General features: G+C 35.9%; 21 protein-coding genes and 1 tRNA gene. 14 read left to right on the top strand and 8 right to left on the bottom strand.

The features are described from left to right. Positions 1-21 precede the first annotated feature (21 nt). A complete protein-coding gene (locus STA7437_RS09540; RefSeq protein WP_015193177.1) occupies positions 22-765 on the bottom strand; it encodes a DUF1995 family protein in 744 nt (247 codons plus the stop codon). 370 nt (positions 766-1,135) lie between these two features. Between STA7437_RS09540 and nadA the strand changes: the two genes are divergently transcribed. After that, positions 1,136-2,107, top strand: a complete 972-nt coding sequence (nadA, locus tag STA7437_RS09535; RefSeq protein ID WP_015193176.1) for a quinolinate synthase NadA — start codon at positions 1,136-1,138, stop codon at positions 2,105-2,107. A gap of 113 nt (positions 2,108-2,220) precedes the next feature. Next, positions 2,221-2,436, top strand: coding sequence for a hypothetical protein (locus STA7437_RS09530; protein WP_015193175.1), 216 nt, complete (start codon positions 2,221-2,223; stop codon positions 2,434-2,436). A 2-nt stretch (positions 2,437-2,438) separates the two neighbouring features. Here the strand turns inward: STA7437_RS09530 and rbsK are convergent, their stop codons facing one another. After that, positions 2,439-3,371: a ribokinase gene (rbsK, locus tag STA7437_RS09525; RefSeq protein ID WP_015193174.1), complete on the bottom strand. Its 933-nt coding sequence runs from the start codon at positions 3,369-3,371 to the stop codon at positions 2,439-2,441. A 314-nt stretch (positions 3,372-3,685) separates the two neighbouring features. On the opposite strand from rbsK, the gene STA7437_RS09520 reads away from it, so the two are divergent. From STA7437_RS09520 to STA7437_RS09505, 4 genes are all read left to right on the top strand, one after another. Then, the gene (locus STA7437_RS09520; RefSeq protein ID WP_041619298.1) at positions 3,686-5,272 is read left to right on the top strand and encodes a peptide ligase PGM1-related protein; all 1,587 of its coding nucleotides are present in this window, start codon (positions 3,686-3,688) and stop codon (positions 5,270-5,272) included. 151 nt (positions 5,273-5,423) lie between these two features. Continuing rightward, positions 5,424-6,092 carry a thiaminase II gene (gene tenA / locus STA7437_RS09515; RefSeq protein WP_015193172.1) on the top strand — a complete coding sequence of 223 codons (669 nt, stop codon included), beginning with the start codon at positions 5,424-5,426 and terminating at the stop codon, positions 6,090-6,092. Positions 6,093-6,201: 109 nt separating this feature from the next. Then, entirely contained in the window at positions 6,202-6,741 is a 540-nt protein-coding gene (locus tag STA7437_RS09510) for a Dihem cytochrome c (RefSeq protein ID WP_015193171.1), read from the top strand. A gap of 143 nt (positions 6,742-6,884) precedes the next feature. Then, positions 6,885-7,685, top strand: a complete 801-nt coding sequence (locus STA7437_RS09505) for an SAM hydrolase/SAM-dependent halogenase family protein (RefSeq protein ID WP_015193170.1) — start codon at positions 6,885-6,887, stop codon at positions 7,683-7,685. Positions 7,686-7,784: 99 nt separating this feature from the next. On the opposite strand, the gene STA7437_RS09500 is transcribed toward STA7437_RS09505, so the two are convergent. Then, on the bottom strand, positions 7,785-9,377 hold the full coding sequence (locus tag STA7437_RS09500) for a glucose-6-phosphate isomerase (RefSeq protein WP_015193169.1): 1,593 nt from the start codon (positions 9,375-9,377) through the stop codon (positions 7,785-7,787). A gap of 607 nt (positions 9,378-9,984) precedes the next feature. Here STA7437_RS09500 and STA7437_RS09495 point away from each other — a divergent pair. The 5 genes from STA7437_RS09495 (at position 9,985) to STA7437_RS09480 (ending at position 12,576) form a co-directional block, all read left to right on the top strand. After that, on the top strand, positions 9,985-10,986 hold the full coding sequence (locus STA7437_RS09495) for a cohesin domain-containing protein (RefSeq protein WP_015193168.1): 1,002 nt from the start codon (positions 9,985-9,987) through the stop codon (positions 10,984-10,986). A gap of 380 nt (positions 10,987-11,366) precedes the next feature. Beyond that, positions 11,367-11,588 (top strand): hypothetical protein, encoded by a 222-nt coding sequence (locus STA7437_RS09490; RefSeq protein ID WP_015193167.1) that lies wholly within the window; start codon positions 11,367-11,369, stop codon positions 11,586-11,588. Between the two features lie 111 nt (positions 11,589-11,699). Continuing rightward, complete coding sequence (locus STA7437_RS26855; protein WP_041619297.1) at positions 11,700-11,903, top strand: NAD(P)-binding domain-containing protein; 204 nt, start codon at positions 11,700-11,702, stop codon at positions 11,901-11,903. A gap of 25 nt (positions 11,904-11,928) precedes the next feature. Continuing rightward, positions 11,929-12,084: a hypothetical protein gene (locus STA7437_RS26850; protein WP_216087107.1), complete on the top strand. Its 156-nt coding sequence runs from the start codon at positions 11,929-11,931 to the stop codon at positions 12,082-12,084. 36 nt (positions 12,085-12,120) lie between these two features. Further along, complete coding sequence (locus STA7437_RS09480; protein ID WP_015193166.1) at positions 12,121-12,576, top strand: DUF3531 family protein; 456 nt, start codon at positions 12,121-12,123, stop codon at positions 12,574-12,576. A 64-nt stretch (positions 12,577-12,640) separates the two neighbouring features. Here the strand turns inward: STA7437_RS09480 and STA7437_RS09475 are convergent, their stop codons facing one another. Beyond that, complete coding sequence (locus tag STA7437_RS09475) at positions 12,641-12,829, bottom strand: hypothetical protein (protein ID WP_015193165.1); 189 nt, start codon at positions 12,827-12,829, stop codon at positions 12,641-12,643. Between the two features lie 75 nt (positions 12,830-12,904). On the opposite strand from STA7437_RS09475, the gene STA7437_RS09470 reads away from it, so the two are divergent. After that, positions 12,905-13,450 (top strand): DUF2854 domain-containing protein, encoded by a 546-nt coding sequence (locus STA7437_RS09470; RefSeq protein WP_015193164.1) that lies wholly within the window; start codon positions 12,905-12,907, stop codon positions 13,448-13,450. 155 nt (positions 13,451-13,605) lie between these two features. Here STA7437_RS09470 and STA7437_RS09465 read toward each other — a convergent pair. The 3 genes from STA7437_RS09465 to cofG form a co-directional block, all read right to left on the bottom strand. Beyond that, positions 13,606-13,677, bottom strand: a tRNA-Lys gene (locus STA7437_RS09465). Between the two features lie 72 nt (positions 13,678-13,749). Beyond that, on the bottom strand, positions 13,750-14,619 hold the full coding sequence (locus STA7437_RS09460; protein WP_015193163.1) for an aldose epimerase family protein: 870 nt from the start codon (positions 14,617-14,619) through the stop codon (positions 13,750-13,752). Positions 14,620-14,662: 43 nt separating this feature from the next. Next, positions 14,663-15,637 (bottom strand): 7,8-didemethyl-8-hydroxy-5-deazariboflavin synthase subunit CofG, encoded by a 975-nt coding sequence (cofG, locus tag STA7437_RS09455; protein ID WP_015193162.1) that lies wholly within the window; start codon positions 15,635-15,637, stop codon positions 14,663-14,665. Positions 15,638-15,776: 139 nt separating this feature from the next. Between cofG and psbA the strand changes: the two genes are divergently transcribed. Then, the gene (gene psbA, locus STA7437_RS09450) at positions 15,777-16,859 is read left to right on the top strand and encodes a photosystem II q(b) protein (RefSeq protein ID WP_015193161.1); all 1,083 of its coding nucleotides are present in this window, start codon (positions 15,777-15,779) and stop codon (positions 16,857-16,859) included. Between the two features lie 267 nt (positions 16,860-17,126). On the opposite strand, the gene apcB is transcribed toward psbA, so the two are convergent. After that, positions 17,127-17,636 (bottom strand): allophycocyanin subunit beta, encoded by a 510-nt coding sequence (gene apcB, locus STA7437_RS09445; RefSeq protein ID WP_015193160.1) that lies wholly within the window; start codon positions 17,634-17,636, stop codon positions 17,127-17,129. A gap of 339 nt (positions 17,637-17,975) precedes the next feature. Here apcB and glnA point away from each other — a divergent pair, with 339 nt between their 5' ends. Next, entirely contained in the window at positions 17,976-19,397 is a 1,422-nt protein-coding gene (gene glnA, locus STA7437_RS09440; protein ID WP_015193159.1) for a type I glutamate--ammonia ligase, read from the top strand.

Raw genomic sequence — 19,397 nt, 5'->3', positions numbered from 1 at the left:
TGCTCTTTTCTAACTTAATTTTTACTGACTTAAAGTTCTAAGAAACTTTTGCAGATTACCTAAAAAGCTGGGTTTTTGGCGTGAAGCAACCTCATTCTTGTTTTCTGGATTAGGATTAGTTAATTTCATCAACAGACGCTCTAAATCTTCCCCCATCGGTTGATGAGCTAACTCCATCGCTAGTTGATATTCTTCCTCTTTTTCTAACCAAATCTGCCATGAAGAAGGATGACAACGTAAAATCGCAGCTTCTTCCAAAGGACGAAGATAATAGCAAGAATAAAGACTTTTAATAAAACGTTCTCTCATTTGACGAGCAGTATAACCAATCCCTACAAAGGCAATATCTTCTAATTGAGGAATCAATAAAACTACAGGTCGATCCTCTGCCACGTTACACAGTTTTTCTACTTTTTCTACTTCGATCGCAGCAGGAGCAACTACAATGAAGATCTGGTCTTGTTCGCTTACTTGTGTCTCTACAGCCGTATAACGACTACCCAAATCAGTCACTTGAAACGGAACTTCTCCCCAATCCCTTTTGGCTAGTGCTGCTGCTCCCGAATCAGGAAACATCACTTTTAACCCCGAGCCATATTCGGCAAAAATTGTCGCAAATTCTAGAGCCAATACCTGAGCTTGAAGAGTAATTTCAGGAATAACTAGTTCTACTTGAACACGATTGTAACCATCAGCTAGAGCAGCTAAAGTGGCTTCTTTGGCTTGAGTAACAGCTTCTTCTAAAGAGGTAGGAAACTTATTCATAGTTAAAAAGTTTGTTGATCTAAGTCATTTTTACTTTACTTTGTTATCAGTTATTAGTCATAGCAGTCGAATTATAGGTTAGGGCAAAGTATTTAACGTAGGGGCGATTCGCGAATCGCCCTTACAAGATGTATGTGTGAGTCCTGATCTTTCCTTCGACTGCTATATTAGTCATTTGTCATGATAGATTTTTAAACCCTTGGCAAGCTTAAGATTTTGCTGAACTCATTTCTTTTGCTTTTCTATTGCCCCAGACCAATCAAACTGACAAAGTGCTTTTCCTTTTTGGTAAAATCTACTATAATGATTTTGGTAAAACTAACTATAATTAAAAACTAAACTTAATCTTAAGAAAGGATTTTTAACTACTGTGTTCGCAACCGCGTCATCCAAACCCAACTCTAACTTACAGAACATTCCTAACGATTTATTTACAGCGATTAACGAACTAAAACAAGAATTAAATGCCGTTATTTTAGCTCACTATTACCAAGACCCAGATATTCAAGATATTGCTGATTATCTTGGCGATTCCCTTGGTTTATCGCAACAAGCAGCTAAGACTGATGCCGAAGTAATTGTTTTTGCTGGGGTACATTTTATGGCAGAGACAGCTAAAATTCTAAACCCCAACAAGTTAGTTTTACTACCAGATTTAAATGCCGGCTGCTCTCTAGCAGATAGTTGTCCACCACAAGAATTTAAAGCTTTTAAACAAGCTCATCGAGATCATTTAGTAGTTTCTTACATTAACTGTACTGCCGAAATTAAGGCAATGAGCGATATTATCTGTACTAGTTCTAATGCAGTTAAAATAATCAACCAAATTCCTCAACAACAACCAATTATTTTTGCACCAGACCGAAATTTAGGTCGCTACGTCATGGAACAAACAGGCAGAGATTTAGTTTTGTGGCAAGGTAGCTGTATCGTTCACGAAACTTTTTCTGAAAAGAAAATTATTCAATTAAAACTAGAACATCCTCAAGCAGAAATAATCGCTCATCCCGAATGCGAACCATCTGTACTTCGTCACGCTAATTATATTGGTTCGACTACCGCTTTATTAAAATATTGTCAAATCAGTGAAAATCAAGAATTTATTGTCGCCACTGAACCAGGCATTATTCATCAAATGGAAAAAGCAGCACCCCAAAAACACTTTATTCCTGCACCAGCAATCAACAACAATTGTGCTTGTAACGAATGTCCTCATATGCGCCTCAATACTCTAGAAAAGTTATATTTGGCAATGAAAAACAAAACGCCAGAAATTATTATTCCAGAGGATATTCGGCTCGCTGCATTAAAACCAATCCAAAAAATGCTGGCAATGTCTTAACAATTCGCCAAAATATGGTTAATTGTTGATTGGTCACTGGTAACTGAAATAATTTTTTCCTCAACACAGGCGAAGCACCTTATAATCTATAAAATTGTAAACTAGTGTGAACAATGAGCCAAACTCAAGAACTAAGATATCGGTTTTATCACGAACTAGAAACAATTTATCATCGCTTTTTTGATGAAATTGCTCAGGCAAATTTAGGAGATGGAGAGGCAGGAAGACTAACTCAAGCCGTGCTTCTCTCTCGTCAGGAAGGATTAAAACATCTTGTTTCTCCTGACGAAATAGCTGATTATTTGGCAATTTATCCCGAAGATGCCTAGAATTAATCAAAATAGGGAGATTGTTCAGCAAGCATTTTCATAAAAATATCTCGACTAGGAAGAGAAGGCTGCGCTCCTGGTTTAGTAACTGCTAAAGCACCTGCAATATTACCCCACTGTACGGCTTCTTTTAATGATTTGCCTGAAGCTAACGCAGCAGCCAATGCCCCATTAAAAGCATCTCCAGCAGCGACAGTATCGACTACTCTTACAGAGACTGGTTTCACCCAATAATTTTCGTCTCCTGTACTGCAAAAAGCTCCTTGGTTACCAAGGGTAATTACTACATTTTTAGCTCCCATTTGATGTAAAAAAGTAGCTGCTTGTCTAGCCGTAGTTACGCCATCAACAGTAAAACCTACTAACTGACTAGCCTCTATTTCATTGGGAGTTATTAAATCTACCAGAGAATACAATTCGTTAGGTAGATTAGGTTGGGCTGGTGCAGGATCTAAAATTACCCAACAGTTACTATTTTTAGCAGTTTGGGCTGCTGCTATGACAGTAGAGAGAGGAATGCCCAATTCTAATAAAGCTACTTTTGCTTGGGGTAGTAAAGTCTGAAATTGTCGCAATTCTGCTTCTCCGACTAAATTATTTGCCCCAGCAGCACAGGCAATGATATTATCTCCTCTTTCTTCTACTACAATTGAAGCTACACCCGAGTGAGTATGGGGGTTAATTACAACTCCTTCGGTGCTTATTCCCAGATTATGGAGGTTTTTTAGCAAAATTTGACCGAATTCATCATCACCGATTTGACCGATTAAATGAGTCGGAACACCTAATTTGGCTACTGCCACTGCTTGATTAGCTGCCTTTCCTCCTCCGGCGGTGAAAAAACGATGCCCAATCACTGTTTCTCCCCTGCTTGGTAGTCGAGGAACTTCTACAACTAGATCAATATTAATACTGCCAAAGACAACAACTGTCATTCTGTTTTGAAATTTGAATTTTTAATGCAATGAACAGAGGTAAATATTTATGTTGACTATTCTTCTCGACAAGAAGTATGGTGAAATTTTACCCTGCTGTCAAGAGAATATTGTTTTTTAGTTTGATAAATCATCTTTAAGAACAAGGTAAGAACATCTTGAACAGTTGCACTGAAACATATTGGTTTGGTTAGATGAACTCTAATACTAATTAGCATTTCATTGGTTAAAAAAAAAGTACTATATAAAATCAGAGGCACTCCTTAAGAAATAGGATGACTGAGAAGTCATCGCTAATGGGGTTGGTATTATTTATGCAGACTGTAAGCTATTTTACCTCCGAAAACCAACATAGATTTAGAGAACTACAAGCTCAATTACGCGATCGCTATTCAAGCATTGATATTTTTGATCAGGATGATTATGATATTTTAGTCGTTCCTTCTTATAGCATCGATCAGCAAGTTGGGCAAAAAGTCCCTGGTTTTCTACATTACGAGGAAAGATTATTATTTTCTTTAATTCGTTTACGCAACCCTCATACTAGGGTAATCTATGTTACTGCATTGCCTTTGTATCCGATAATTATTGATTATTATCTTCAGTTATTACCAGGAATTCCGTTTTCTCACGCACGCGATCGCTTGTTACTTGCTAGTACTTATGACGCTTCGCTGAAACCTTTAACTCAAAAAATTTTAGAGCGACCTCGTTTAGTTGAAAGAATTCGTCGCGCTTTAAGACCAGATAAGGCTTATATGGTCTGTTTTAATTCTACCTATTTGGAACAAGAATTATCACTTCAATTAGGAATTCCTTTACTAGCTGCTTCTCCAGAGTTACTTTATTGGGGTTCTAAAAGTGGTAGCAGAGAAATTTTTTCTGAGTGTAAGATTCCTCATCCCGATGGCAGTCAACAAGTAAATAATATTAAAGAATTGTTAATTGAAGTAACAAAGCTCTGGCAAAGACAGCCCGATTTAAAAAGAATGGTGATTAAACTTAATGAAGGCTTTTCTGGTGAGGGAAATGCTTTATTAAATTTACAGCCAATTCAAAATTATGCTCCCCATCTAGTCAGTGAAGCTGAAACCATGGCAGTTCTAGAAAAGCATTTAGAAAATTTAAGTTTTCAGTCAGAAGGAGAAACCTGGGCAAATTTTTCGCGTCGCATTCCCGAATTAGGTGCAATTGTCGAAGCTTTTATTGAAGGAGAAACAAAACGTTCTCCCAGCGTACAAGGCTATATTAAACCATCAGGAGAAATAGAAATTCTTTCTACCCATGACCAAATTTTAGGTGGTCCTGACGGTCAAATTTACTTGGGTTGTTATTTTCCTGCCGACGAAGCTTATCGAATGGAATTACAAGAGTTAGGACTAAAAATTGGCAAAGCTTTAGCTGCTAAAGGCGCGATGGAAAGATATGGCGTAGATTTTATTGCTGTACATCATCAAGATAGTAAAAAATGGGAGCTTCAAGCGATCGAAATTAATCTTCGTAAAGGTGGGACTACTCATCCTTTTATGACTTTAAAATTGCTTACTAATGGTTATTATGATTATTCAACAGGATTATTTTTAACGCAACAAAATCAACCCAAATATTATTTGGCTACTGATAATTTACAAAAGCCTCAATATCGAGGATTATTACCTAACGATTTAATGGATATTATTGCCCAACATCGACTTCATTTTGATAGTAGTAATCGTACAGGTAGTGTGTTTCATTTGATGGGAGCTTTATCAGAATTTGGGAAATTAGGCTTAACTAGTATTGGTAATTCTTTAGCAGAAGCAGAAATGATTTATCGTCATGTTGAAGAAGTTTTAGACCAAGAAACTCAGTCAATGTCAGAAACCCAACCCAAACCTTCTATTTTGCCTATTAATTGGTAAAATCAAACATCAAAAAACAAAAATTTCCGAGACCCCAATTAACTATAAACTATCAACAAAAAACCAAGCTCTTGACTGCATCTAATCAATCCAAGAAACAACATTAATAATCTTTAATCAACTTCACTAACATTTTTTAGCTAAATATAATATGAATTTTTCTGCTCAAGTCTGGAACAAGATTGATAATATTTATAATTCCATTTTAATCATGCCATTTGTTCAAGAGCTTAAGTCAGGTTTATTAAAAAGAGAAATTTTTCAACATTACATGATTCAAGATGCTATTTATCTAGGTGAATTTGCTCGTGTATTAGCAATTATTTCCGCCAAAGCACCAGAACCAGATCTACAGTTACAATTCGCTAATAATGTTAGAGAAGCTATTATTGTTGAACGTAGTTTACATGAAAACTTTTTTGCAAAATTTGGTATTACAATTGATCATGCTTTGGCGACAGAACCTTCTCCTACTTGCCTGAATTATACTAACTTTTTAATCGCAACTGCTTATCGGGATAGCTTTGCCGTTACAGTAGCTGCTGTTTTACCTTGTTTTTGGATTTATTCCGAAGTGGGTAAACATATTTATCAAACAGCTAAAATTGACAATAATCCCTATCAAAAATGGATTGAGACTTATGCTGATCCTGATTTTGAAGCTTCAGTTAATTATATTATTCAAGTAGTAGATCAACAGGCTAAAATAGCTTCTGTTCAAGAACTAAAATTAATGGAACAAGCTTTTTATCGAGCATCTCAATTTGAATGGATGTTTTGGCATAGTTCTGAACAATTAGAAACATGGTCAATAAAATAAATAGGTAAGCTAATTCATAGTTATAAAACGAAAAAATGCAGAGGAAAGCAATAAGATATTTATTTTATATTTAATTTTGTCTTGGTACTTAAAACTATAGCAATTCTATATGTCAAAGTTGAAAATATCTCAGCTTAAATTTAAATTAACTCAGAACTATTCCCTCAAAAAAATATTAAAACGTTTATTTTTCTTTCTGTTTTCAATAGTAGTAATTGTAGGAAGTATTTGTTTAGGAAATAAAATTTCTCAAGCTCAAAATTTGCTCATAGTACAAAATAATAATTCTCAAATCGAGCAAGAAGTATATTTAAAAAATTGTGCTAGCTGCCATACCCCTATTCCTGCTGAGGTTTTACCAACAGAAACTTGGCAAAAAATTCTTCAACAACCACAACAACATTATGGACAAACTTTACCGTCAATAGACCGTATTTCCCTTCGGTTAATGTGGAATTATTTAAAGACATTTTCTCGTCCGTTACTACCAGGTGAACCTCAACCAGAGTATGTAACTAACTCTCGTTATTTCAAAGCTCTTCATCCCCAAGTAGATTTACCCCAACCAGTCACTCATAAAAGTTGTCTCATTTGTCATCCAGGTGCAAAACAATTGGATTATCGTAGTCTTAATACGGAATGGCAATAATTCAATTATTAGTAAAAACTAATCATCTAGAACTATAGATAAATTTCATGCTTAAAAAAAACAAAGATTATGATTGGGTAACCAAACAAATTGGCTAGTCTGAGTAAAAGAATACACTCAGAAAAAATCCTATATCTTAATTTATGTTAATTAATTTAATTGCCGATTATGGAATTGGAGATCCTGCTTTTGCTGAAGTAACCCAACGCTTAAATCAAAAATTGCCCTCAGCACAAATTCAATGTTTAAGCGTTCCTCCTTTTAGTACCTTGGCAACAGGATTTTGGAATGCTCAACTCGGTCTTAATCCTGGTGCGCCACAACGTCTAATTTATCATAACTGCGCTCCTCGACAAGATAATCCCGAAGCCAGATTTGATAATGAAGGAGAAGGACTCACCTACGTTAAACTCAAAAATGAAGTTCAAGTAGTTGGGGTTTTAGCGGGTTATACTCTTTCGTTCCTTAAAGAAGAAGCTTTACAAATTAATACTATTCAAGTGTCGCGAGGAGGTTCTCAATTTCGTTCCCGTGATGTTTTTCCTCAAGCAGCAGCAGCGATCGCTCTTGGTGATTATAGTTTGCTAGGAGAAACAATTTTACCAACCCAAATTTCGGATCCACCTTTAGATCGTGTAGTGTGGATTGATGGCTATGGCAATATCAAAACTACCATACCAGCAAGTAGTCTTAATCTACCTCTCTCCGCTAAAGTGATAGTTCGAGTAGGTGATGTAGTCAGCGATGCCATTTATTCTGATGGAAGTTTTAGAGTCCCAGAAGGAACTTTAGCTTTTGCACCTGGTAGTTCTGGTTGGCAAACTAGTGACGGCAAAAAAGTTACCTGGATGGAGTTATTTTTACGTGGTGGTAACGCTTGGGAACGTTTTGGGAAACCAAAGGTTAATCAAATGGTTACCTATACCATCTCAGCATCTTTGTAGAGGGGTCATTTCAGTTATCAGTTATCAGTTATCAGTTGGGCAAGGCACTGCCTTGCCCCTACACCAGTTACTAATGCTTTATTAGTATTGGTATAGAATTTAGTGGCTTTGCCAAGCAATTTTCAAACTACTTGGTTGACCAAGATTCCCTGTCAAAATGATTCCTCGCTGATTAGCATAAAGATGACGAACAATTTTGTAAACGGTTTCAATTTGTTCTGGTGCTTCAGCTTGAGTTGCTAATTCTGATAAAGAAAGTGCGCGCTGGGATTTTTGGAGGACTTCGACCACACGCTCTTGTAATGATAAGATTGACGCTGCTGCTTTTTTGCCAGCTTCTACACCAGGCTGATGATAAGCATTGATATTGATTAAAGAAGCATACAAACTAACTGCTCGTTCGTAGAGGGCAATTAAAGCACCAACAGTAGTTTCGTTGACATCTGGAATCGTGATTGTAATTGAATCTCGTTGTTTTTCGTATAATGCTTGACGAGTTCCCAGTAAGAAACCAATTAAATAGTCTCCTGAAGTAATACCTGGTTCTATTTCTACTGATGGGGCATTTCTGTCTTTTAACACTTCAATAAAAGTCAAGAAAAAATTGTTAACTCCTTCTCTCAGTTGTTGAACATAAGCGTGTTGATCCGTTGAACCTTTGTTGCCATAAACGGCAATACCCTGATTAACGATGTTGCCATCCAAATCCTTTTCTTTTCCTAACGATTCCATAATTAGCTGCTGCAAATAACGACTAAAGAGCAACAAACTATCTTTGTAGGGAAGGATTACCATATCTTTTTCTCCTTTGCCATTACCAGCAAAGTACCAAGACAAGGCAAGTAAAGCTGCGGGGTTATTTTTCAGGTCAGGTTTTCTCGTTAAAGCGTCCATTGCTTTAGCACCATCCAACATCGCCTGAATATTAATTCCTTGGAGTGCAGCAGCAACTAAACCAACGGCAGATAATTCTGAAGTGCGTCCTCCTACCCAATCTCGCATCGGAAAAGTAGCTAACCAACCTTCTGACTTGGCTTGATTTTCTAGCTGAGAACCTTTACCTGTAATCGCGAAAGCGTGGTCAGCAAAATTCAAATTTCGGTCTTCATAAACTTGTTTGACTTCCAACATCCCATTACGGGTTTCTGGTGTTCCTCCTGATTTAGAAATCACAGAAACTAAGGTAGTATCCAAGCGATCGCTAATAGTTGCTAAAATCTGATCTATTCCTTCGGGATCGCTATTATCAATAAAATAGATTTTGAGGGGTGCATCCAAAGTTGCTAAAGCTTGAGCAACAAACTGAGGCCCCAAAGCAGAACCACCAATTCCAATCGACAAAATCTGAGTAAATTTACCGCCACTAGGAGGAGCAATTTCGCCACTGTGTATCTTGTGAGCGAAATCAATAATGCTTTGTTTGGTATCAATAATATCTTGTTTTAATTCATCAGTAGGAGCTAAATCGGGGTCACGCAACCAATAGTGACCAACCATTCTTTCTTCATCAGGATTTGCGATCGCTCCTGCTTCAATTGCGGTAATATCTTTAAATGCTTTGTCAAACTTTGGCTTCATGGTTTCAACAAAAGCATCATCAAAGCTCATGCGGCTGACATCAAGGTAAAATCCTAATTTTTCGTCATAGTAAAGCCAGTCTTGATAGCGTTGCCAAAGTTCAGCAGTATTCATAATCTATTAATTTAAGCGCGAGGTTTACAAACTGGAAGAAGCTTTTGCTAATAACACTGAAGTTTCTTCCTCCTGTAAGTTTAATTTACGCTATCTCTAGCCTTTGTTAGCTTTTAGTTTTTTCTAACTTGTTTAGCAGAGTTTTTTTTAATTTTCTGATTGTTACGAACAATCAGGCAAAGAAGTTTAGTAGCCAATTCATGATTGTCTCAGTAAAAAGACTTAACACAGTTGTCAAAGTTTAATAAAACCCATTCATCAATAGTGCTAAATATTTTCTCAAGAGAAAGTATCTACAAGTTTTTCTGATGTTTATCAATTTTTTATAAAAATCAAGAAATTTATTACTCAATTTTTAACTAAGCCACTTAACATTCATTTAAATTAGATTTAGTGTTTAGTCAAAAATACACAAACAAAGCAAGACCAGTAATTCATCATTCCCTCTAAATATAAAATTTTTTTTATTTAAGATTAGAATCGATTAAGAAAATAGTATGCAAGGAAATTTAACTTGGAAAATCTTTTGCTTTTAGGCACAAAAACTTAGTTAATTAATTCTATTTTGCCAAACATTTAAATTGATTAAATTTATAGGAAAGACGAAATGAACACCCCTGCCAATACAAATAACTTGCAACTAAGTATTAGCGATACATTAATAGGTGGTTTAGGAGAGCTAGTTACTGTTCCCATTTCAATTAATGATGTTACAGGACTACAATCTTTAACTCTTACTTTAAATTATGATACTAACCTATTAGATCTTATCGATCCTAATCCCAACACAGATAATAATGAGGCAGTAAAAAGAACAGGAATTGCAGCCAATTGGAAATTAATTAGTGGCGAAGGAACTAATCCTAATACAGAATTACCTAATCCTATTGTTAATGTTAATGATGGCACAGGCGAAGTTACCATTAGTTTGATTAATCCTGGTGCTGTGCCAACCAAAGGTTCAGGTAATATCTTAACCATTGATTTTACAATTAGTTCTAATGCTGTAGCTAACTCAAGTAGCATCATTGATTTAAAAACAGCCAAATTAGGTATTAATAACCAAGAAATAAATTTAGGTGATAGCGATTTGGATGATGGCAAAATTACCAGATCTAAAGGTTCTGCAGTTTATCGCTTTTATAACACCAATTTAGGAGTTCATTTTTACACTACTTCAGAAGTAGAAAAACAATTTGTTCTTGATGAACTACCTCAGTATCGATTTGAAGGAGCTTCTTACACTTCAGCAGCCGAACCAAGTGCAGGCGCAGATCCTTTAACAGGTGCTAAATCAGTTTATCGTTTTTATAACAACAACACTGGCGTTCATCTTTATACCTCATCAGAAGCAGAGAAAGACTTTATTCAAAACGAACTTGGTGCAATATATCGGTTTGAAAATACAGCTTATTATGCCTATAATAATCCTACCGATGGCACAATTCCTATTTATCGCTTTTACAATACCAATCTAGATGTTCATTTTTTTACACCCTCAGCAGTAGAAAAGGATTTTGTGATCGACAATTTACCTCAATACCGTCAGGAAGGAATTGGTGGAGTTGCTTTTTATGCTTACGAATATATCCCTGATTCATCTATGTAGTTGCTTAGTAAAAATAGGGATAGATAAATAAATCTGAGACAGATGGGTTTTTTAATCTTGATCTAGGTTTCAAACTAGCTCTTTTTTGGTATTTTTAGCTATTTAATTTTGATTGAGGCTTGACACTGATATATTTGGTTATTATATGTTAATACTGTCTTATGCCAAATTCTGTGATTAAAACCCATCTAAAATAATAAAACCTATAAGCTAAACCAATCTATTTGGAAAAAAATAAACTGGGTATTATAAACAGGGTTTAGTATTCAGCAGTGGTTTATCTCACCATAATCTCTCAACAGAAAGCTCGTGGCGAGATACAACTCAGTAAAATCCACAGAAGGAAATTAATTCATCGCTTATAAAAAGGTAAATTGAATATGCTTGCGCTGTCTCTAGTTAGTTTAGGAATTGCCACCGGAGCAATTTATATCAGTTATAAAATTCAAGATGATGTATTTAAAGTAGCTATGAATTCTACTGCACTCTTGTTTTTTGTGATTACTTTGATTTGTTCACCTTGGCTGCTGAAAATGATTGTAGCCACAATTCCTTTGATTTTTATTCGTTTAAATCCTTGGTTTATGGAAAAAATGAATTAGTTCGATTGACTGAGATCATTTTTTTGACAATATTTCGGGATTTTCAGCGATTTACTAGAAAAATAAGCTAAAGTTAAGCTAAAAAATATATTGCGATCGCGTTATTAAGTTGTGAAAATAGGTATATTAGGAACAGGTTTAATGGGTCAGCCAATGGCTTTTCGTTTGTTAGAGGCTAACCTTTCTGTCATAGCTTATAATCGTAATCCTTCTAAACTAGAATCTCTCCAACAAGCTGGTGCAACTATTGTTAACTCTCCAGAAGCAGCTATTGCAGCTTGTGATTGTCTTATTTTAATGTCGCAATTATCATAATCCTAATTTTCCTACTAAACATTTATTGAAAGATACCGATTTATTTTTAACTCAGGCGCACAATTTGGGTCTAAATACCGATGGTTTGGTAGGAATAAGACAAATTATTCAACACGCGATGGAAATGGGTTTAGCTGAAGCTGATTATTCAGCTATTTATTCAGCGATTAATCCAGATTAAAATAAAAAACTATTGTCCTCTTGTTCACACAACTACATGGAAGTACAGTTTCGTGAATTTAATCCCTTCGATTTGTGGATTTGGTTAGAATTTGAAACTGCTCCCTCAATGATGGAGCAACAATATATAGAAGAATTGTTTAACTCTTGGTTTTATTTAGGTAAACTAGGTGGTTTTAATGCGGAAAATCTTCAAGTACAAGATACTGGCATAGAAATCAGCTACATGGAATATAACAATGAAGAAGCAGAAAATATGCTGATGTCGCCAATGCACAATATGAGTGAATTTGAATATTTAGGTACTTGGGGACGTTGCTGGTTCGATTTAGGTACTAGTGATTTAATTGCGATCGATATTTTAATCAATGCTCTTTATCAACTTAGTAAAGAATACGTCAAAATCAATAAATTAATTATTGGTGGCGAAAATCAAGATTGGCAAGTAAACAGGAAAACCCAAACAATTTTTGCTGATAATTCTGATTTTTAGAGCTATTTTTTGATAAGTATTGGTGGGTGATTTTACCCACCTTAACAACTATTACAGAAGAAAATTAGCTAAATTCAGGCTTATTTTCGGGAAAAATCTCTCTAAATTCAAAAATTAACTCATCTAGCTCTTCTAAAGCTTGATTAACGTCAACTCGAATTGTTCCTAAATTAGGTTGTTCTAACAGCTTGAGTAATACTTCTCTTTTGCTTTCGATTTGAATGATTCGTGCTTTTAAAGTAGATTGATCCATAGGTTTGCTGATAAAGCTTTTTCTAGCTCTAGAATAAACAATATTGACTAAAATAGGTAATTAAGTACAATTCTAATGTTCCGTAAGATATCTTTGGGTTCTCTTGGTTTAACTGTAGGCAGTATTTTGACTGTAATTGGTTTTATTGCTTATGCCACTGGGAATGCTACTTTAAATTTAGCTGGGTTGTTTTATGGTGTTCCTATTTTATTAGGCGGTCTTGCTCTCAAAGCTGCCGAATTAAAACCCACACCCTATAGTGTTCCTACTTCTCCAGAAATTATTTCACTAAGGGAACAGCAAGCAACTTCCACTCAAAATCAGTTGCGACAAGATGTAACTCGTTTTCGTTATGGACAAGAAGCTCATTTGGACGAATCTTTAGAAAAAATTGGTTTAAGTCCAACTGATGAAGAAAGACCAGAATTAATTGGATTACGAGAAACTGCTACTGATGGGGCTTATACTTTAATATTAGAATTCGCTTCGCCGTTTATTTCTTTAGAACAATGGCAAAATAAACAAGAAAAAATTGAAAAGTTTTTTGGTCCTAATATTAAAGCAAAAATTACTCAATCTGAAGAGCAATTTATTGATTTGGCTTTAATTAAACAAAACTAAAATTTAATTAATTTTAATAACTATGATTAATGGGATTTAAAAGAGTTTTTAATCATCTTTTAGTTCCATTTTTTTAAGGGTATTTTTAGGGGAGATGAGGATGTAAATTGGTTAGTTGTGGGTTCAAGGTCAGGCGCATAACATAATACATAAAATGGGTCGCCTGGGATTTGAACCCAGGACCAATCGGTTAAAAGCCGAGTGCTCTACCGCTGAGCTAGCGACCCAAGAACAAATTTTCTTTTTGTTCACACGGTTTATCAATATAACAGAGATTTTTGACAAACACAAGTAAAAAATCAAAAATAGCTTAAATTGATTTCTACAACAGAGTCAAAAGTATTTCCTGGTTCGAGACAAATTAATTTTTCTTGGGTATTGAGAGCATTGCGAGGCGCAGTCCAAGGTTCTAAACAAACATAATCTTTACCTTTGATTGTCCAAAATACCAAAGTGGAATAACAATCGGAGTAATTAATACTGATTTTATGATTTTTGTTTAAATCCGCGATCGCTGTATGATGTTTGTCGATTTGAGTAAAAGCAACATCTATTTCTGCTTGGGTAAAATCAAATTTCCCTTTAAAAGGATAGGTTTCTTTGCTAACTTGGTCTTGATAAAAAGTAGCAGGAATTTCAAATTGTAATTGATTTTTAGCTTCTACTTGGAAATAAGGATGTAAACCAGTCGCAAAAGGCATGATTGCTTCCGATTGATTATGATAGGTTTGTAAAATTCTTAAACTATTTCTTTTGAGTTGATAAGTGAATGTAATTTCAAACTCAAATGGATAAACCATCAACGTTTGCTCATCGCTTTGTAAAGCTAACGTCATACTGGCACAATCATGATCGTTAGTCTCAATTACCTTCCAAGGCAAATCTCTCGCAAAACCATGTTGTTTGAGTTGATAGGTTTGATTTTGATAAGTGTAGCTATTATTGGGTAAATTTCCACAAATAGGAAACAGAATGGGAATCCCACCACGAATACTAAGCTCAGGATGAGTAAATCTTTCTTGATCTAAATAAAGAATTTCTTCTTCCTTAACACGCCAACGGGTAATAATTGCGCCTCTTTCTGGAACTACTTCAATTTGAGACTGAGCTTGTACATCAGTCATTACATAGGTTTGATACTGTTCTTGTTTCTGAGTAATCTCAAACACAGTCTTATTACCTCAATCACCTGAATAGATGGCTTTATTGTGACTATCGATTGATTAATTTATTGCATCTTAAAGCTTTTTCTTTAGCTTTAACCAATTTTTGTAAAGGTGGTGACAACCAAGAATAATATTGTGGGTAAACAGGTAAGCGAGGAACTAATTGCCAACCAGCAGTTTCTAAAACAGATTGTAAATATTCGGCAGTTAAATGAGGATAATCAGGATTAACTTCGTCTTTTGGACTAATTCCTCCCAAGTCTCTAGCACCAGCATCCAAACATTTTAAGAGTAGATTTGGCTCTACAACTAAATTAGGTGGGATTTGAATCCTAATGCTATCGGGTAAAATTTCTCTACTTCTAGCAATAACTTCTGGTAATCGCTCCAGAGAAAAAGAAGTTGTACTTATTACTTGTTGATTTCCCAAACTATGAGGTTGAAGAATTACTTCTTGAATATGACCCCATTCTTGTTGAATATCTGCGATCGCTTTTAAACTATCCCACCAATCTGATTCTGTTTCACCAATTCCCAATAATAATCCAGTAGTAAAAGGAATTTTGAGTTTTCCTGCCCACTCCAACTGTTGTAATCTTAATTGCGGAACTTTACTAGGCGCATATTTATGAACAGTACTTAATAATTTTGGTGTCAACTGCTCTAGCATTAAACCCATTGACACATTAACTTGTTTAAGTTGTTCCATTTCTTGCCAACTAAGAATCCCTGCATTAGTGTGAGGCAAAAAATTTAGTTCTAATGCTAATAAACATAGTCGATATATTCTTTCAAACCAAAATTGACGATTGTGAGCTAGAGGATGAACTTCTCCACTAAGAAGCAAAATTTCTGATACATTTTTTAATTTAAGCTGATGCAATTGCTCTCTTACTTTTTTAACACTTAACCAATCACTTTGACCTATATCAGTCCTAAAATTACAATAACTACAACGGTTAAAACATTGGTAAGTAGGAACCAAAGTATAGGCAGGACTATAAGTTACAGTTTTGTTCATGAGTAATGATTATGTTTATTTATACTTTATATAAGAATATATTGATTAAAAAAGCTTTACAAAAAAAAATATTTTGCTTAATATAAAAAGTGTCAATCATTTGTACCTTGACAACTAAATAAATAGGAATCATACAAACATGACTACCACATTACAACAGCGCGAAAGCTTAGGAGCTTGGGAACGCTTTTGTCAGTGGATTACCAGCACCAACAACCGTATCTACATCGGTTGGTTCGGTGTCCTGATGATCCCAACCCTCCTAACCGCAACTACTTGTTTCATCATCGCCTTCATCGCTGCGCCTCCAGTAGACATCGATGGCATCCGTGAACCTGTAGCAGGTTCATTACTTTACGGAAACAACATCATCTCTGGTGCAGTAGTACCTTCCTCGAACGCAATTGGTCTTCACTTCTACCCCATCTGGGAAGCAGCTTCCTTAGATGAGTGGTTATACAACGGTGGCCCTTACCAGTTAGTAGTATTCCACTTCTTAATTGGAGTATTTACTTACCTAGGTCGTCAGTGGGAACTATCCTACCGCTTAGGAATGCGTCCTTGGATTTGTGTAGCATACAGCGCACCAGTATCTGCTGCCACAGCAGTATTCTTAATCTATCCATTAGGACAAGGTTCTTTCTCTGATGGAATGCCTTTAGGAATCAGTGGTACATTCAACTTCATGTTCGTGTTCCAAGCAGAACACAACATCTTAATGCACCCCTTCCATATGTTAGGTGTAGCAGGTGTATTCGGTGGTTCTTTATTCTCCGCCATGCACGGAAGCTTAGTAACCTCTTCTTTGGTTCGTGAGACAACAGAAACTGAATCTCAAAACTACGGTTACAAATTCGGTCAAGAAGAAGAAACATACAACATCGTAGCTGCTCACGGTTACTTTGGAAGATTAATTTTCCAATATGCTTCTTTCAACAACAGCCGTTCCTTGCACTTCTTCTTAGGTGCATGGCCTGTAATCGGAATCTGGTTTACTGCAATGGGTATTTCCACCATGGCATTCAACCTCAATGGATTCAACTTCAACCAATCCATCATGGATTCTCAAGGACACGTAGTCAATACTTGGGCAGACATTCTCAACCGTGCTAACCTCGGTTTTGAAGTAATGCACGAACGTAATGCGCACAACTTCCCCTTAGACTTAGCTAGTGGTGATATCGCTCCTGTAGCGTTAACTGCTCCTGCTATCAATGGCTAAGACCGACGTTAATCTTTAATTAAAAACGCTCTCCAGAAATGGGGGGCGTTTTTTAGTATTAACCAAATTAAGCTTAAAAATCACTTCTGACCTTTATTTAGGAACAGGAGTAATTTTTTTAATCGATTAATAATGAAACTAATTATTCAAATAACAAGATGAAGTTTTAGCAAAACCAAGGCAAATAGCAATCTGCTCCACAGCAGCGCAAAGCTGATCACATAAGCGCCTTAGCTTTGCTGAGAAAGCTTTAAAGCAAAGTATCAACTAAATTGAAACTTCGCTTAATTCCCGAGTTAGATGTTCAAAAGGCTCATCAATAAAATTAGTATCGCTGATTCCAGCATTAGTAGCCATTTGTTTAACTAAATTATTCATTATTTGAATTCCTATTACGGTAGAACCAATAGGTACTCCCAAGGAATTATAGGTTTCTCTTAAACCTTGTAGCACTCTTTCATCGAGAACATTCATATCACCAGCAACTAAAGCGTAACTAGCATAGCGCAGATAATAATCCATATCTCGTAAACAAGCAGAATAACGGCGAGTAGTATAAGCATTTCCGCCTGGACGAATTAATTCTGGTACTTGTTCAAACAAGCTAGAACCAGCTTGTCTAACAATAGCTGCTGCATTAGCAGTAATCATAGTAGCTACCGTTACTCTAGCTGTACCAGATTCAAAATAAGCTTTAAGAGTATCCATTGCGTTACGGTCAAGATAGCGACCAGTAACATCATAATTTTTAATTAATTTGGTAACCGCGTCTCGCATTATAATAATTTCTCCCAACTGCGATTGTCTTACTTGGCTTAACAATAGCCTAATTTTATTTTCTATTTATTTATAATCCCACAAGAAGCGACAGGAATCTTGAATACATCAGTATTTTGAAGATTTAAAACAAAAAACACCATCAAAATCTTAAATAAATTTAAGACTATTTATAAATACTTGAATATTTTGTTAAATTAGACACATTTTTGGTAAATCTACAGATTATTATTCAATTCAGACATGGTATTTCTGTAGCAATGAAAACAAAATCTTGGCATCGCAATTCTCTAGGATGATTCCGAGGCAAGAGAAAAAACTAATCAATAGGAGCTATCTATGGCTGAGACTCCCCAAGAAGTCTTGAAAATGATTCAGGATAATAACATCAAAATCATCGACCTCAAATTTATTGATATGCCAGGTATCTGGCAACATTGTTCTTTCTACTACGACCAAATTGAAGAAAGTTCCTTTGTTGATGGTGTTGCTTTTGATGGTTCTAGTATTAGAGGCTGGAAAGCAATTAACGAATCTGATATGTCAATGGTTCCCGATCCTAAAACTGCTTGGATCGATCCTTTTTACGCAGAACCAACTCTCAGCATGATCTGTAGTATTAAAGAACCTCGTACTGGAGAATGGTATAGTCGCGATCCTCGTTCAATCGCCAAAAAAGCTCTTGATTTTCTTAACAACACTGGTATTGGCGACGTAGCATTTTTCGGGCCTGAAGCAGAATTTTTCGTCTTTGATGATGTTCGCTTCGATCAAGCTGAAAACAAAAGCTATTACTATGTTGATAGTGTAGAAGGTCGATGGAATAGCGGTCGTGAGGAAGCGGGTGGTAATTTGGGTTATAAACCTCGTTACAAAGAAGGTTACTTTCCTGTAGCGCCTACCGATACTCTACAGGATATGCGGACAGAAATGCTGCTAACTATGGCAGATTGCAATGTACCGATTGAAAAACACCACCATGAAGTAGCTACAGGAGGACAAAACGAACTTGGTATTCGCTTTGCGCCAATTATCGAAGCTGCTGACAATTTGATGATTTACAAATACGTTATCAAAAACGTCGCTAAAAAATATGGTAAAAGTGTGACCTTTATGCCTAAACCCTTGTTTAACGACAATGGTTCTGGAATGCATACCCATATGTCTATTTGGAAAAGTGGACAGCCTCTATTTTGGGGTGATGGCTATGCTAATTTGAGTAAAATGGCTCTCAATGCGATTGGTGGGATTTTGAAGCACGCACCTGCTTTACTAGCTATAACTAACCCTACTACCAACTCATACAAGCGTCTTGTTCCTGGATTTGAAGCACCTGTAAACTTAGCTTATTCTCAAGGTAATCGTTCTGCATCGGTTAGGATTCCTCTTTCTGGTAGCAATCCGAAAGCAAAACGTTTTGAGTTTCGTTGTCCTGATGCTACTTCTAACCCTTACCTTTCTTTTGCTGCAATGCTTTGTGCTGCGGTAGATGGAATTAAGAATGAAATTGATCCAGGTGAACCACTAGATGTAGATATCTACGATTTATCTCCTGAAGAGTTGAGTAAGATTCCTTCTACTCCTGGTTCTTTGGAAGAAGCATTAGAAGCTTTGGAAAAAGATCATAGTTTCTTGACTGATACTGGTGTCTTTACCGAAGATTTTATTCAAAACTGGATTGAATACAAGCTAGACAATGAGGTGAACCCAATGCGTTTACGTCCTCATCCTTACGAATTTTCTTTGTATTATGATTGCTAA

The organism is Stanieria cyanosphaera PCC 7437 (assembly GCF_000317575.1).
GTDB classification, from domain to species: Bacteria; Cyanobacteriota; Cyanobacteriia; order Cyanobacteriales; family Xenococcaceae; genus Stanieria; species Stanieria cyanosphaera.
The sequence above is the reverse complement of the archived record's forward strand: the minus strand, read 5'-3'. Positions and strand labels throughout refer to the sequence as shown.